Origin of the sequence: Anaerotaenia torta (assembly GCF_050433395.1) — a bacterium.
In the GTDB taxonomy this organism is placed as follows: domain Bacteria; phylum Bacillota; class Clostridia; order Lachnospirales; family Lachnospiraceae; genus Mobilitalea; species Mobilitalea torta.
Map to the genome: position 1 here is coordinate 126,853 of NZ_JBNPXH010000014.1, position 15,986 is coordinate 142,838.

The window sequence follows — 15,986 nt, forward strand, 5'->3', positions numbered from 1 at the left end:
TAAATTGAAATGCTTACCAATAGATTATAATAAATACAACCCCAGTCTTCAAGGAGAAAAATGCTAAGATTCTCAGAAATACAGAAAAATCGTCTCATCAAGGGATTTATCCCTGTTTCCCTGCTCCTGATGCTGGCCTTTCCTTCTGCCACCTTTCAGGGCGCCAGTTCCGGCCTGCTGTTATGGTTCCATAATGTGCTTCCGAGTCTCCTTCCCTGCATCATCCTGTCCAATCTCATGGTCCGGCTGGATATCACAAGGCAGATCAGCAGAGTCTTCCATCCCTTTCTCGGAAGACTCTTCCGGGTCAGTCCCCAGGGCTGCTACCCCATTGCCATCGGCTTTCTCTCCGGCCTGCCCATGGGTGCCAAAGCCACAGCCGATCTTCTCCGGGAAGGAAAAATCAGACAGCCAGAAGCACAGTTTCTCCTGGGTATGTGTAATAACGCCAGCCCCATGTTCATCATCGGTTACATTTCCATAACCCAATTAAAGCTTCCCCATATCAAATACCCATTATTCGCAATCATCTACGGCAGCGCAATTCTGGGTGCTGTTTTGATGCGCTGGGCCGCTTGGATGCGCTCTTTGCCGCTGATATCCAAAAAGCATTTTCAGCCGCGCCGCCTCCCGAAAGACCTCCATAGCATGGAGTACCAAGCCAAGGCTTCGCCCCAGCGGTTCCGCTTCGCCCTTCTGGACGAGTCCATTATGGACGGCTTTGAAACGGTTACTAAGGTGGGGGGCTATATCATTCTCTTTTCCATCCTGGCCCAGATCCTTAATACCCTGTTAACCGCGTACCCCGGCTCCAATACCGGCTTATTGAAAGCCTTCCTCATGGGCATCCTCGAGATAACCACAGGAATCAGCCAGATCTGTAAAAGCAGCCTGGATAGGAATCTAAAAATAGTCCTTGTTACCGCGCTTACCACCTTTGGGGGCTTCTCGGGCATGGCCCAGACCAAAAGCATTATCGGCAACCAAGGACTATCCATGAAATCCTATCTTATGGTAAAACTGCTGAGCGCAGGAATCGCTCTTTTCCTCACTTATCTGTATGTAACCCAGCTGATGCCTTAAAGCAATCTACTCCTCGTCCGGAAGAAAGGTACCCGAATCAAAGTTAAAATCATTGTCATCATATCCGCTTTCCGCCTGATTCGGCGATCCGTTCTCCTGAGGGTAAAGCTGCTCACTCAGCTCCCGCTTGTTATTATTTACAATCTCCAGATTATTCTTTAACGTGCCGATGAAGGCATCGTACCGGGAAATCGCCGTATCATAGGCATTGGCCAGCACCCGCTCCACCTCTGTAAGTATTTCATTGGAATATGCCAGGGCTCCGGTACGAAGCTGCTCCGCTTCCTCACTGGCTTCCCTGCGGATACGGTCCGCCTCCTCGGAAGCCTGCATGATCATCTCATTGGCCTGATAATATGCCTGCTGCATGATCTCATGCTCATTCAGGAGTTCCTTGGACTTTTCTCTGGTCTGGCGCAGAATGTTCTCCGCCTTCTCCTCCGCATCTGCAATAATGGCATCCCGGTTGGAAATAATCTTCTGGTAGCGCTTGATCTCGTCCGGCGTCCGGAGGCGAAGCTCGTCCAGCAAATCGTACAGCTCATCCTTCGGAACAATTACCTTCGTGCTTGATAAAGGCTGCATCCTGCAGCTTTCAACAAATTCATAAATATCTTCAATTAACTGCTCTATTCTGCTTGCTCCCATATCAAACGCTCCTTATCGATTTATATTTATCATAAACAGATTGCACAATACATTCCGGCACAAACTGATTGATATTTCCTCCAAAGCTTGCGATTTCCTTCACTGCGCTGGAACTTAGATAGGAGTATTCCACACTGGTTGTAAAAAACACCGTATCAATTCCCGGATCCAGCTTATGATTCATCTGGGCAATCTGCAGTTCATATTCAAAATCGGTGATGGCACGCAGACCTCTTACAATAATGGAAGCCCCCCGCTCCCGGGCAAAATCAATTAACAGTCCGTCAAAAGCATTGACCTCAACCGATTTCAGCTTCGGATTCTCTCCAATCACGCGCTCAATGAATTCAACCCTCTCTTCTGTTGAAAACATCGGCCTTTTCGCATTATTCTTTAATACTCCCACGATTAACTTATCAACTAATCCGGAAGCACGGACTATGATGTCCAGGTGTCCCAGGGTGATAGGATCAAAACTTCCCGGATATATCCCTATCTTCATGTCGCAATTCCCCCATTCTACCGCCGGCCTGGAAATTAACAACATAAAAATATGCCGGAGGTATTAAATGTGTCTTATTTTATCTCAATAAATATATGCTGGCTTGTCTTATATTCTTTTCTCTTGAAAATACGGAATTTGGTCTCCTCCAGATAGTCAAAGTCGGTCTTAAGAGAAGCCTCTATTACGATAATGGTATCACAGTAAATAATGTTGGAATTCTGCAAGGCCATAAGGATCTCTTTCTCATGCATATCATTGTAAGGCGGATCCATAAATACCACATCAAACACTTTGCCCTTAATCTCCAGGATACGAATGGCTTCCAAGGCAGTATGAGGAAATACTTCCGCGGCTCCCTCCAGCTTTGTAAACTTCAGATTATACCGAATGCATTCCAACGCTGATCTGTCATTTTCCGCAAAAGCCGCATATCTGGCTCCCCTGGACAGCGCCTCAATTCCGATTGCCCCGCTTCCGGAAAACAAGTCCAGAAAATCGGCATCAGCCAGGTATGGGTTCAGTATATTGAACAAGGTTTCCTTGGTTTTATCCGTAGTCGGTCTCGTATCAAAGCCTTCTGGTGTTCTAAGCTGCAATCTTCTCGCTTTACCCGCTATTACTCTCATACCGCATCCCCACTTCAAATATCATTGCGTATTCCCATAATTCCGTTTTTTAACTAACAATATTATTATTTTATAATATAATCCGTATTTGTCAACTTATTTATAGTTAGTGTATCGTATCCTGTATCATATTTCAATAGATTTTTAATGATTCACAGAAATTCCTGCTGGTATGTATGAAAAGCGGCTGCCCATACGGGCAACCGCTTTGATTATCAGAGCCGGCAACGATTATTTACCGGCCATTCTCTTCTCATAATCCTGAACCATCTTCTTAACCATGTTACCGCCAACGGAACCGTTCTGGTAGGAAGTTAAGTCACCGTTATAACCCTTCTTCAAAGGAACACCGATTTCATTGGCAACCTCATATTTGAATCTGTCAAGTGCTTCCTGGGCTTCGGGAATTTCTGCTCTTCTTCTTGCCATATTAAACTCCTCCATTTCATATTCTGAAATAAATTTGTGTTGTTTCCGCCTTAAAGAAAATACGAAGCTGATGTATTTCATTAAGATGTTACATTCATAGTATGTGCAGGCAGAAACAAAATACTCAAGAAAATATTACATTTTTCGATGTAAAAGCAGGAAATTCAACCATGGAAACAATTGTTTTTTTAATTTTTTCTATCCTGCAGCGCCACATATTTGCGATGCTTGGATATGCTCTTATAAGCAGGACGGATAATCTTGCCCGCGTTATTGAGTTCCTCCAGACGATGGGCGCTCCAGCCTGCAATTCTTGCAATGGCAAAGATGGGAGTATATAATTCCTTCGGCAGCCCCAGCATATGATACACAAAGCCGCTGTAGAAGTCCACATTGGCGCTGACACCCTTATACATCTTCCTCTCCTGGGCAATGATCTCCGGTGCCATACGCTCTACCATCTCATACAGAACGAACTCCTTCATCATGCCCTTTTCCTCGGAAAGACTCCTTACATATTGCTTCAGTACATTGGCTCTCGGATCGGAAATAGAATAAACAGCATGTCCCATACCGTAGATCAGACCGGATTTGTCAAATCCCTTCTTATTCAGAAGATCTCTCAGATAATTTCCAACCTCTTCCTCATCAGCCCAGTCCTTGATGGTCTCCTTCATATCATCAAACATCTGCATCACCTTAATATTGGCGCCGCCATGCTTCGGGCCCTTTAAAGAGCCAAGGGACGCGGCAACGGAAGAATAGGTGTCCGTTCCTGATGAAGTAACCACATGAGTAGTAAAGGTGGAGTTATTACCGCCGCCATGCTCTGCGTGAAGAATCAAGGCTATGTCCAGTATCTTTGCCTCCAGTTCACTGTACTGCATATCAGGCCGCAGCATGTGCAGGATATTCTCTGCCGTTGAAAGTCCCGGCTTGGGCGGATGGATCACCAAACTCTGGCCATAATGATAATGGCTGGAAGCCTGATATCCATAAACCGACAAAAGCGGGAAGATGGCAATGAGCTGCAGACTCTGCCGGAGCACGTTCTCGATGGAGATATCATCCGCCTTCTCATCGTAGGAAAACATGGTCAATACACTTCTTGCCAGGGTATTCATCATATCCTTGCTGGGAGCCTTCATAATAATATCCCGGACGAAGCTGGGAGGCAATTCCCTGTAATTCTCCAGAAGTCCGATAAATTCCTGAAGCTTTTCCCTGGACGGCAGGCCTCCGAACAGCAGCAGATATGCCACCTCTTCAAAGCCAAAACGGTTTTCCTCCGTGCAGCCTTTGATAATCTCTTCAACATCTATACCGCGGTAATACAATTTTCCTTCACAGGGAACATAATCATTATCCACAATTGTGTAGGAAAGGATTTCACAAATCTCAGTCAGACCGGTCAGCACGCCCTTACCGCTGATATCACGTAAGCCGCGCTTCACGTCATACTTTGCGTACAATTCGGGGTCAATCACTGTGTTCTTTTTACACAGATCAGCAAGTTCCATTAATTGAGGAGTAATCTCACTATACTTGTTCATATTTTTTTATCTCCTTTCTTATACGTGGCTCTATTATAGCATAAGTAAAAGAGAATGGGAACCAGAAAACTCCACTTACAGTATTTTTTATAGTAATTTTATAAAATGATTCGAGATAATTTATGCACGGAATATTATGGATATTTCGGTGTGCTATCTATTATAGGACAGTCCGGGCCTAATTATAATAATATTTAGCCTGAATACTGCCGATATTACCGGCACTGTCCGTCGCCATATAAGTCACTAAATAGTAACCCTCTTCCATTTTCTCCATTTCCACTTGAATATCACTTTTTTCCAATTGTGAATAATTATCCGTCACCGTTACATCCCTGATGGCCTCTTCCCTTGTCAGCTCTGTCCCCGGCGCGATGCTTCTATCCTCCACTCCGGTGAAGGAAGGCTCCTCCCTGTCAACCAGCACTTCCACACTTTCGCTTATCACTCTGTCCTCTGCAATCTGCAATTCATAGGTTATGATATATTCCCTGGTGTCCTTACACTCAATATTCACTGTCAGCAGATTCTCATCCAGCCGGTCCCCTTTGTAGTACAGGCGGATTCCGTCCAGGGCATATTCCTTATTAATCTGGCTGCTTTCCGCTACAACCCGCTCCTTGATGTCGATGATGTATGGATCTTCCGTACACTCTTTTACCGTAATTACTGCTGTCTGCTTCTTCTCCTTACCCTTATCATCCTTGATGGAATAAGTAACCTGATATGTTCCCGCAATATAAGGATTCACCGTTCCTTTCACCTGAATCGTTTCTGTAATGTCCTTCCCCGAGGAAGAGACGGCGGTCACGCCCTGGTACAGATCAATTTCCTCTCCCCAGGCTGCAGTCCGGTCCTTTACCCCAAGCAGCTGAGCTTCTGATGCAAGCAGCTCCGGCAATTCTTTGCTGTAGGGATTTCGTTCATCCGGGTCTGTCGGATCCCACCGTACGGAAGAAGCAATTCGGATTGTGTTTGGTTTTCCCAAGGGACCCGGGCTTTTCTTATCGTCATAGATTACCACATTGGTTCCGGTGGGGCAATTATCATAGATCCATTTTGCATCAGCGACGGTCAGCCGGATACAGCCGTGGGAAGCTGCCTTGCCCAGCTTGTTATATTGTGCGGTTGCCAGGGTCGCCGGATTCCCGTTCTTATAATAATATACGGAATGAAATAAGATCCCCCCTACGATACGGGAAGCATATTGCCCCCAGACATCACCCATCAAAGCCTTCCAGCGGTATTTTTCTCTCAGGGGAAAGGTTCCGAGTCTGGTTTTATTGCCCGTTCCGACAGAACAGGCCATGGCCTTTATGGGAACCGTATATTCCCCTTTCTCATCCTGTTCATATACGGTAATGGTATTATGGTAGCGGTTCACTTTAATGAGATAGGGTGATTTATTCACCTCTGCTGCCGATGCTTTCTGCCCTCCTGCCAGAACCAGCGTTGCGGTCAGCAGTAAAGCCACACTCCGCATGCCAAAAGTGCGGATCATCCTCTTAATCTTCATAATAACAACTCCTTGCTGGTGTCAGGCACCAATCTTGATTTACTTTCCCTGCCAGTTACTGAACGGTGCCTGACACCCAATCCGGACACCTGTTAGACACCGTTTCTGGCGACTTTGACAATATACGTCTCATATTCTTCTTTCTTAGGTGATTCGTATACGATTGTCCCAAGTGATTTAATCAATTCATGATTTACCGTTTCGTATTTTTCCTGTTCCAGCTTGCCCACATAGATATAGGAAATATCATATTCCTGTATCAGGGACAGTACCTCGTCTCTCTCCGCGGAGCTATAGATTGTCTCAATATCGGCCGCCCTTACATCCAAGGGCTCCGGGCTGCCCTTCCATAGCCATTCGTGGGTGCGCCAGCCCAAAAGCGTCGGCAGTCCGGTAATCACGGATACTCTCTGATAATCGGTATAGCTGTCGCCGTTGGCCTCCAGCACCACGGGAGTTCCCGTCACATTCTCATTGAGCCAGGCTGTCGCCGCCGCATCCTCCGGCATGTCCTTTTCCATAAAGGCCGCCGCATCCAGCCCCTTATACCTGTCCCTGTCGAAGATGTTGCCGTACCAGGCTCCCACTGCATTCTGGATGTAAGTTGCCGACAGGAGAAACAGCACCAGACCGGTTAACGCATAGTTCTTCTGCCGCCGCGTCCTTCCATGAACCAGAAGCTTCGGCAGGATATACCCAAAGCATAAGCCAAACATGATAAATGCCTGGTAAGTAAGCTTAAACATGGTATTGGCGCGCTTATAATCCCCCGAATAAATATCCTGCACATAGATGATCTCCGGAAGAAGCACCAGTCCCATAGCACATAACCCCAGAAGCAGTACAAAGAGGTCGGCAGAAGACAAAGATGCCAGAAAATGCGTTATCACCGGCTCCCTCTTCTTCCTGCCATTCGCAGCCTTTCCCTGCCGGACGGCCTCTTTCTTTCCTTCGGCACGCTCCTGTTTTCCTTCCGCAAGCTCCTCCCTGCTTCGCCTCCTATGGTTGGAAATCAGCGCTCCAATGAAGCTGATTACCACGAACACCGGCAATCCCCATAGAATGAGCAGCTGATTCAGAGGCGTCCGGGCAACCGTAAGGCAGATGTTGGTGGAAATTTGGTCAAAATTAAGAGTAAACGGCAGGCAGACCAGATAGGACAGGCCAAAGACAGTCACCCCCTGAAGGGCGGTCAGCCAAAAAGCCTTTCCTTTAAAATGATATACAACCAGGTTGGAAAATAGAATAACCGCCCCTGATGTTACATAATAAATGGGAAAATCCCAAAAATTCGTTGTATGAAACAGCCCGATGAAGAAAGACAGCATCAGGATAATGGGGTGAAAGACCTCCTTCCATACAGCCGGCCTGGACTCTCCCAGCTCCTCCCTCTGCATCAGCCAGGAATACAACAATCCCAATACTGTCAGCACAAATAGGATATTAATTACATGGGCATGGAGATCCCCCAGCACGAAAGAATAGGCAGGAAATTCGTGTATCGTCTTATCCGAAGTATCCGGATGATAGCCTATGAATCTGGTTGCGTCAGGAAACCAATATTTCCCCTCGCCCGCTTCTATGGCAAAGAACTTCCTCACGGCCGGTTCCAGCCACCGGTAGACGGGATAATGCATATTACCGGCAATGCATACTCCGGCTCCTGCCAAAATGCCTCCCATCACCGGCAGGAAGCGCCTGTGCTTTAGCTGCCGGCCGTTATTTCCCTTAAAGCCCTGCAGTACATTATATACCAGGGAATAAGGAAGCACCGCGGCAAAGGCTCCTACCATCATCAGCATCAGATTATAGGCATCGGATACCTCCACTCCCGAGAGCTTCGTCAGATAGACAGCCATGTATTGTCCCACATAATAATAATTCAAACGGGTGCCTGAGAACCAGAAATCCTGGGGAGGCATATAATCGCTCCGCATCATGCTGGTCATAAAACCATAATCCATGAATTTCTCTGTTCCATGAGCCTCCGGTTTAAAGCAGCGGATATAAGTAAATATAAGAAAAAGAGCAAAAAACACCAGCTCCTGGATCAGCGCTTCGTCCAATACGCTGTTCTTCCATACATCCCTCAGAAGTTCTGCGGCCTTCCCCTCTTTTCTTTTCCAAATGAGAATCCCTCCATTCAGAAGAAGTCCCACTCCGGCACAGATCATACAGGACAGAGGCGTAAACTTCATCAGGTGCAGAGAAGAAAACAGCCACATCAGATAACCGGCCACCGCAATTCCTATGGCTTTGGAAAACAGATACGCCCTGTCATGAAACCGCCGGAACAGGAGGACTGTCAGCGGAAGGAAGATCACGCCCAGAATTGCAACCGCCGCCCACCATTGCAGAAAGGCGGCATAATCCTCCCGCAGCAGCAATTTTCCCATAACCAACAACCCTGCAGCTATCACCAAACAGCTTATTTTCTTTATCATATTCATATTCCTGCCCATCCTTTATCTCAGTTCCTTATTAATTCTGCGGAAATCCCGGAGCGCCTGTCTCCCAATCCGGATAATTTTCTTCATATTGATGGAATTTACACCCCCCTGTCTGGGGCGGAAGGTTACCGGCATATATTTCACCGCAAGCCTTTTCCGGGCATAGATCACGGATATCATAACATTGGACAGATTAAAGTTCTCCGGCACCAGCTTCAGCTGCTCCTTTAAGGTGCCCGCCTTCATCAGCCGGAAGGGAGTATTGGCATCGGTAATGCTCACATGAAAGCACAGCCACAGAACAAATTTCAGGGTTTTGGTCACAATGATCCGGGAAAACCCGTCCTGCCTTCCCTTCCGGTGTCCGATCAGCATGTCATAGGAGCTTCTCTGTTCCCAAAAGGGCCAGAATTCTTCCGGCAGTGTCTGTCCGTCGGAATCTGTCTGGAACACATAATCCGCACCGGCATTCACCGCATAGTGGTATCCATAGAGCACCGTCGCTCCATGTCCGCCGTTGGGCTTGGTAATGGGCTCCAGCGCCTCCATCTCCTCACCGAATTTCCTGAGAATAGGGTAAGTCCTGTCCTTGCTGCCGTCATCAATGATAACCAGACGGCTTCCATTGCCGATCTTATCTACAACGGGATACCAATCCCGGATTACCCTTTCCATATTCGCTTCCTCATTATAAGCAGGAATTACAATATATAATTTGTCCATCCAGCTCCTCCATTCCGCTGCAGAACAGCAGCATATCATAAGGCTTCTTATTTCAGTGTATCATACAGATCCAAAGCTCTTCTCACCACGGCATCCATATTATAATAGCGATACTCTGCCAGCCTGCCCAGGAAGATAACATTCTTCTCCTTCTTCATCTCTTCCTCATATAATGCAAACTGCGCTTTGCAGTCCTTTGTGGGGAACGGATAGTAGGGCTCTCCCTCCGCACGGGGGAATTCCTTGCCTATGGTGGTTTTCTTATGCTGCTGCCAGGTCAGCTGCTTATATTCCGTAATTCTCGTATAGTCATAATCATTGGGATAATTGACAACCGGGGCTTCCTGATAACGTTCGGTATCATAGGTCTCAAACACGAAGTTTACGCTCCGATAGGACAGCCTGCCATGCCGGTACTGATAGAATTCATCCGTGGCTCCCGTATAAATCAGTGTCTCATAAGTAATATCCCCCATCACTTCACGGTAATCCGTATTCAGAAGCAGCTTTATATTCTTATTGGCAGCCATATTCTCACACATCTTCGTATAGCCATGAGCCGGCATTCCCTGGTATTTATCCGCAAAATATCTGGTATCCCGGTTCAGCCGGATCGGTATTCTCGAGATAACGGAGGTGTCCAACTCGCTGGGATCAACTCCCCACTGCTTTCTGGTATAGCTCTCAAAAATCTTCTCATAAATATCCTGCCCCACCTTACTCAGGGCTACATCCTTGCTTGTCCTGATTTCCGGGAGTTCTACCGCCTGCTCCTTCAGGAACTGTTCCACCTGGGAGCAGTCCAGATTAAGATTATAAAGCTTGTTAATGGTCTCTACCGTAATGGGCATGGGAACCAGATTTCCGTCCACATAAGCCAGTACCCGGTGCCAGAAATCATTCCATCTGGTGAAGCGGGAGAGATAGTCATACACGCCCTTATCATTGGTATGGAAGATATGAGGTCCATAATTATGAATCAGTATTCCGTCTTCGTTATAAGAATCATATACATTTCCTCCGATGTGGCTGCGCTTCTCAATGACAAGCACCTTCTCCCCCAATCCGCCCGCAATCCGTTCTGCCATGGTCAAGCCGGCCAGACCGGCCCCCACGATAACATATCGATAATTCATAGTCCCTTTTCCTCCATTCATTTATTGTTTTCTCTCAAATTCACTGTCCTAGCGAAGCGGTTTCCTGGTATCATAAATTGCAGTCCTCCACTCTCCCTCTCCCTCGCTGTAGACACATTCATAGGTTTCACGGATCGTATCCTCATTTACAATATAATCCATGCTATTCCGGTTATCCCGGTCAACAATGATAAAGCGTATCCCATTATCCTCTGCCAAAGCTTTCAGTACAGAAGGCGTATCCGCCTCATACATCAGCTTCACCTGTGCGGCCCGGTAATCCGTATCATACCCCGCGGACCAGGCATAGTACGGCCATCCTTCATACAGCATCGCACCGCCCAGAACCACCTGGTTCAGAGAATAGTTGGAGGTCAGAAAAAGGTCCTGGGAATTACTGTGGGCCTCCACCCACCGGGTCAGCTCATGATTCAAATCAAGTACAATTGCCGTTTCCGGCGTATTCTTCTTCAAAACAACCGTAAGATCATAAATACCCGTCCCTGTCAGCAGCAGGATCAACACCGCACCCACAGCACCGCAGAAGAATTCCTTCCGTTCCATCAGCTTTATCACCACCGCAGCAGCAAGAATCCCCAGCAAGATGCAGCTGATCATAATATATTTGTGGTTCACCGTAACATCCACTGTCAGGGAGACCGTAAAGGCAAACACCAGAGGCGCGGCAAAGGCCGCAAGAAGATACCGGTTGGCTCCTCTCTCCAAACACAGGGCCGCCAGCAGCACCCAGGGCAGAATCCCCAGCAGCCGGTCCAGATAGGACAACACACCGAAAATCGTCTTATTCTCGGCAATAAAGCCAAACAGAAACTGCGTCTCTACCGCAGATCCGTGAATGAACAGCTTCGTCTGAAGGAAGGACAATGCAACTGCCAGCAAAGCGGTAATCAGATATTCCAGCCGTCTCCGGGAAACAACCGCCATTATAAATAAGATAGATAACAGAGCAATTACCGCCGCCCCATGGAAAAAGGAGAGGCTTCCCAGCAGAAGTCCGGAGGCAATCGGAGTCCGCACCTCCCCAACCTCCCAGCTTTCCCGGGTAAAGAAAATCCGCTTTATGATACTCCGGGGAGAATCGGAACGCTTCGCCGCTCTTCTGCCCTTTGTTTTCTTAGCTCCATCCCTTCCATCCTCCCAAAGCCCCTGGAACGTCTCATAGAGGTGCGGCAGAAATAGCAGCAAAATCAAAAATATTGCTGCCAGGCCAAAAGCCAAATGACGCTGATTACAATATACATTCAGATTCCACAGTCCCCAGTTCTCATTGGGAGTACTGCTGATAAACTCCGTATTCTCTGACAGCGCTTCACGAATTCCCGTTCCCTGGGCCACATCCGCCAGGTAGAGAAACAATGTCTTGGAGCTGCGAAAGGCAAAGAATAATCCGGCCAGAACTCCTCCCCACAATCTGCCTGTGATCTTCACCGCCAGCAGATAGAGCAGGAAAAAAGCACTGATAAAACTGATAATACTGGGGAGATTAAAAGCATAATCGATTCTAAGCCCCAGATATTCCAGGTTTCCGGCCAGAAACTGGAACATAAAATGATATTTGATATCCTCTCCGCCATAATGGGGGTAGGCAGTAGGAAAATTATTTCCATAGGAGAAGGACCGTATCATCCCTATATGAGGAGAGAAATCACTGAATACCGATAAGCCCACATAGAGCTGCTCCCCCTTCACAAAAAAGGTAACCCACATCAGAAGATTAGCCAGAAGTACCACCGCCGCCACATAAAGCAATTCCAGACGAAAGGCTTTCCCGCCCGTCCCCTGAGCCGTCAGGCCCAGTCCTCCCGCAAGGCGTTTCTTGCGAAGATACACATAGGCCGTTGCCAGCAGGGCCAAAGGCAGAGCGATACTGTTGGCATACAGCAAAGGCTCTTCCCTTCCCCGGAACAGGTAGGCCAATCCATAGGTTGTCCAGGTCAGAGCCAGGGTTCCGGTTATATACCATGCCGGCAATAACAGGAGATACGGACTGACCGCCACCTTTCTTCCCATATAATCGGTTTCCACCCTGTGTTCCAGACCGGGAAACGCACAAGTACAGACTGCCCACCCCAGACTGAAGGAGAGCAGGATATATATGATACCTAACATTATGACCTCCCCGATGTTTTATCTTCCTGCACGGTCGACGTGATTTGTTTCCCGCGGATGCAGCTGGAGACCAGGTATCTCGGACGGGATTTCACTTCCTTATATATCTTGGTTAAATAGATCCCGATCATGCCCAAGCTGATCATAATGGAGCTTCCAATAATGAGCTGCAGCAAAATCACCGTAGTAAAGCCGCTCAGCGCCTGATGGGAGAAATACATGTACAGCGTCTGTATTCCAAGAACAATTGCTCCGAAGAACAAAAGCACGCCCAGCAGGGTAATGCAATGAAGGGGCATAGAAGTATACGAGGTAATGGCATTCACCGCCAGCCTAAGCAGCCGGAACAGGGACCACTTTGTCTTCCCGTTCACCCTGTCAGCCACATCAAAGCTGATCTGCTTACGCTCAAAGCCCAGCCAGGCAGACATTCCCCGGAAGAAGGTAGCTCTCTCCGGCATCTCCTTCCATGCCTCCACCACCTTACGGTCCAGCAATTTAAAATCAGAGGCCTGACCCAAATCAATATTTGCCGTCTTGTAGATAATATAATAGAAAAACCTGGCACAGAGCCGGTAGAGGATATTCTCCCTTCCCCTGGAGCTCTTAATCCCTTCCACCACATCATACCCTTCCTCCCGCCAGCTTCTTACCATCTCTGGGATCAGCCCCGGAGGATGCTGAAGGTCGCTGTCCATCACCAGGATCATATCCCCTCCGGCAAACTCCAGCCCTGCGCAGAGTGCGGCTTCCTTGCCAAAATTCCGGCTGAGGCGCAGCACACTGATATGTTCATTTTGTTTTGCCATATCCCTCAATTCCGCCCAGGTATTATCCCGGGATCCATCATCCACCAGCACAAACTCATAGTTGATCTGATTCGCCATCAGCACCTCTTCAATGGTTCTGACAGAGCTTCTGATATGGCTGCCCTCCTGATACACCGGTATTACTACAGAAAGCGTTGAACTCGTCGTCCGTTCCTGACTCATATCTATTTCCGTTCTTTCCATATCCTCACCTCCCGTTTGCTGTCCCCCGGCGGCGCCGGACAATGCGAATTCTTCCCTTCACACCCTCCCTTGTTCTGCCGCCTGGGAATATGCAAGACAGCCCACACCTTCCCGTATTACAATGTATTAGAATTCCGGTTCAAAATATGCTCCTCCAGATAGGGATTCAGGTCAAAGATCTGATCCACTTCCTTATCCTCCAGACTTTTCACCGCATCTGACGCCGCCTTCAGCGTCCCGGAATCATTATAAATATCACCCAGTTTAAAATCCATATCCCCGCTCTGTCTGATGCCAAAGACATCCCCTGGCCCCCGCAGCTTCAGATCCTCGCCGGCAATGAAGAAGCCGTCATTGGATTTATTTAAAATCTCAAGCCTCTCCCAGGCCTCCTTACTGCTGCTGCCGCAGACAAAGATGCAATAGGACTGATGCTCTCCCCGCCCTACCCGGCCCCGCAGCTGATGCAGCTGGGCCAGTCCGAAGCGTTCCGCGTTCTCTACCATCATTACCGTGGCATTGGGCACATTCACTCCTACCTCCACCACCGTAGTGGATACCAGAACCTGAATCCCGCCGTCGGCAAAGCGCTCCATGATCTCATCCTTATCCTTCGGCTTCATCCTGCCATGAAGAAATTCCACCGTAATGTCCGGGGGAAGCGCCTCCTGCATACGCTGGGTATAATCAATCACATTCTCCGCTTCAATATCCTCGCTCTCTTCCACCATGGGACAGATGACGTAAGCCTGTCTTCCTTCCGCCACCTGTTTGGCAATAAAGCGGTAGGCGCTGGGCCTGTAATTGGTATCCACCACGCAGTTCTTAATAGGCAGACGCCTGGCCGGAAGCTGATCCACAATGGAGATATCCAGATCACCGTACAATATAATAGCCAGAGTTCTTGGAATGGGAGTCGCGCTCATTACAAGAACATGGGGATTCCCTCCCTTATTCATCAGCGCCTCTCTCTGCTTTACGCCGAAACGGTGCTGTTCATCCGTAACCACCAGCCCCAGCCGGTCATATTCCACCTTCTCCTGAATGAGTGCATGGGTACCTATTATTATATCCGTTTTATGGGATTTAATCCCTTCATAAGCCACCCTTTTTTCCTTCGCTGTCATAGAGCCCACCAGCAGGCTGACAGTAAAGCCAAAATCCTTTGCAAACTGCTCCATGGACTTGTAGTGCTGCTTTGCCAGCACCTCCGTAGGCACCATGAAACAGGCCTGACAACCGTTCTTCACCGCCATAACCAGAGCGAGAATGGCCAGCACCGTCTTACCGGAGCCCACATCCCCCTGGATCAGCCGATTCATCACATACTCCCCTTGAAGATCCCTGCGGATCTCCTGCCATACCCGCAGCTGCGCCTCGGTAAGAGCATAGGGAAGACCTTTTATCAGCGCGTCGCATTCCGGCCGCTCCTCCATCCGGTATTGGGAAAGAAGCTGGGTCTTCCTCTCCTTCAGCTTACGAAGGGCCAGGGAATACAGAAAGAATTCATCAAAGACCAGCCGCTGCCTGGCCTTGCTCATCCGTTCCCTGTCTCCGGGGAAGTGTACCTCCTTTATTGCTTTGGTCCGATCCATCAGCTGGTACTCCTTCGCCAGCCGCCTTGGGATATAATCCTTCGCCAGCTCCAGCTCCGAGAATACCTGCTTCACCGCCTTAGAAATCGCGGCATTGGTCACTCCCTGGGTAAGGGGGTAGACAGGCTGCAGCACCTTCAGCAGCCTGTAATAATCCTCTCTCTGGTAGATCCCCGGCTGTTCCATAACCAGAACACCGTTCTTGCGAATCACCTTGCCCCGGAAGATATAATAATATCCGCCGCGCAGCGTTCTCTGCAGAAAGGGCATGTTAAACCAGGTAAGATGCATGGTACCGGAGGAATCCTTGACCGACGCGGTGACAATCTGAAGATTTCTGACCCGCTTGATCACCGGCGTCTTAACAAGGGAAGCTTCAATCGCCAGCAGCTCCCCCTCCGCAGCGGAGGTGATCATCACCGGTTTCTCAAACTCTTCATAAGCTCTGGGGTAATATTCCAGAAGCTGCTGTACTGTTTCGATTCCCAGCTTGCGAAACAGCTGCTCCGTCTTCTCTCCGATTCCCTTAATTACTTTAACACTGTCATTGGCTTCCAATGCTTCACCTCCTGCCGTCAT

At 48.3% G+C, this 15,986-nt stretch carries 13 protein-coding genes; 1 reads left to right on the forward strand and 12 read right to left on the reverse strand.

Translation table 11 applies throughout. From position 1 onward, the window contains the following. Positions 1-60 precede the first annotated feature (60 nt). Complete coding sequence (locus tag HNQ56_RS20485) at positions 61-1,083, forward strand: transporter (RefSeq protein WP_429149975.1); 1,023 nt, start codon at positions 61-63, stop codon at positions 1,081-1,083. Between the two features lie 6 nt (positions 1,084-1,089). Here the strand turns inward: HNQ56_RS20485 and HNQ56_RS20490 are convergent, their stop codons facing one another. The 12 genes from HNQ56_RS20490 to recG all read right to left on the reverse strand — a co-directional run bounded on the left by HNQ56_RS20490 (position 1,090) and on the right by recG (position 15,986). Further along, a complete protein-coding gene (locus HNQ56_RS20490; RefSeq protein ID WP_429149977.1) occupies positions 1,090-1,731 on the reverse strand; it encodes an HrpE/YscL family type III secretion apparatus protein in 642 nt (213 codons plus the stop codon). 1 nt (position 1,732) lies between these two features. Further along, positions 1,733-2,233 carry a pantetheine-phosphate adenylyltransferase gene (gene coaD / locus HNQ56_RS20495; protein ID WP_429149979.1) on the reverse strand — a complete coding sequence of 167 codons (501 nt, stop codon included), beginning with the start codon at positions 2,231-2,233 and terminating at the stop codon, positions 1,733-1,735. Between the two features lie 74 nt (positions 2,234-2,307). Next, on the reverse strand, positions 2,308-2,862 hold the full coding sequence (gene rsmD / locus HNQ56_RS20500; protein ID WP_429149981.1) for a 16S rRNA (guanine(966)-N(2))-methyltransferase RsmD: 555 nt from the start codon (positions 2,860-2,862) through the stop codon (positions 2,308-2,310). Between the two features lie 231 nt (positions 2,863-3,093). Beyond that, positions 3,094-3,291, reverse strand: a complete 198-nt coding sequence (locus tag HNQ56_RS20505) for an alpha/beta-type small acid-soluble spore protein (protein WP_429149983.1) — start codon at positions 3,289-3,291, stop codon at positions 3,094-3,096. A gap of 188 nt (positions 3,292-3,479) precedes the next feature. Then, on the reverse strand, positions 3,480-4,844 hold the full coding sequence (locus HNQ56_RS20510; protein WP_429149984.1) for a citrate/2-methylcitrate synthase: 1,365 nt from the start codon (positions 4,842-4,844) through the stop codon (positions 3,480-3,482). Between the two features lie 178 nt (positions 4,845-5,022). Next, positions 5,023-6,360, reverse strand: a complete 1,338-nt coding sequence (locus tag HNQ56_RS20515; protein ID WP_429149985.1) for a L,D-transpeptidase family protein — start codon at positions 6,358-6,360, stop codon at positions 5,023-5,025. A 92-nt stretch (positions 6,361-6,452) separates the two neighbouring features. Beyond that, complete coding sequence (locus tag HNQ56_RS20520) at positions 6,453-8,804, reverse strand: DUF2298 domain-containing protein (RefSeq protein WP_429149986.1); 2,352 nt, start codon at positions 8,802-8,804, stop codon at positions 6,453-6,455. 21 nt (positions 8,805-8,825) lie between these two features. Beyond that, positions 8,826-9,533 carry a glycosyltransferase family 2 protein gene (locus tag HNQ56_RS20525; protein WP_429149988.1) on the reverse strand — a complete coding sequence of 236 codons (708 nt, stop codon included), beginning with the start codon at positions 9,531-9,533 and terminating at the stop codon, positions 8,826-8,828. 47 nt (positions 9,534-9,580) lie between these two features. Further along, a complete protein-coding gene (gene glf, locus HNQ56_RS20530) occupies positions 9,581-10,669 on the reverse strand; it encodes a UDP-galactopyranose mutase (RefSeq protein ID WP_429149989.1) in 1,089 nt (362 codons plus the stop codon). Between the two features lie 48 nt (positions 10,670-10,717). Next, on the reverse strand, positions 10,718-12,799 hold the full coding sequence (locus tag HNQ56_RS20535) for a hypothetical protein (RefSeq protein ID WP_429149991.1): 2,082 nt from the start codon (positions 12,797-12,799) through the stop codon (positions 10,718-10,720). Beyond that, a complete protein-coding gene (locus HNQ56_RS20540; RefSeq protein WP_429149992.1) occupies positions 12,799-13,812 on the reverse strand; it encodes a glycosyltransferase family 2 protein in 1,014 nt (337 codons plus the stop codon). Before HNQ56_RS20540 ends, HNQ56_RS20535 begins: the two co-directional genes overlap by 1 nt. Before the next feature lie 116 nt (positions 13,813-13,928). Next, positions 13,929-15,986: an ATP-dependent DNA helicase RecG gene (recG, locus tag HNQ56_RS20545; protein ID WP_429149994.1), complete on the reverse strand. Its 2,058-nt coding sequence runs from the start codon at positions 15,984-15,986 to the stop codon at positions 13,929-13,931.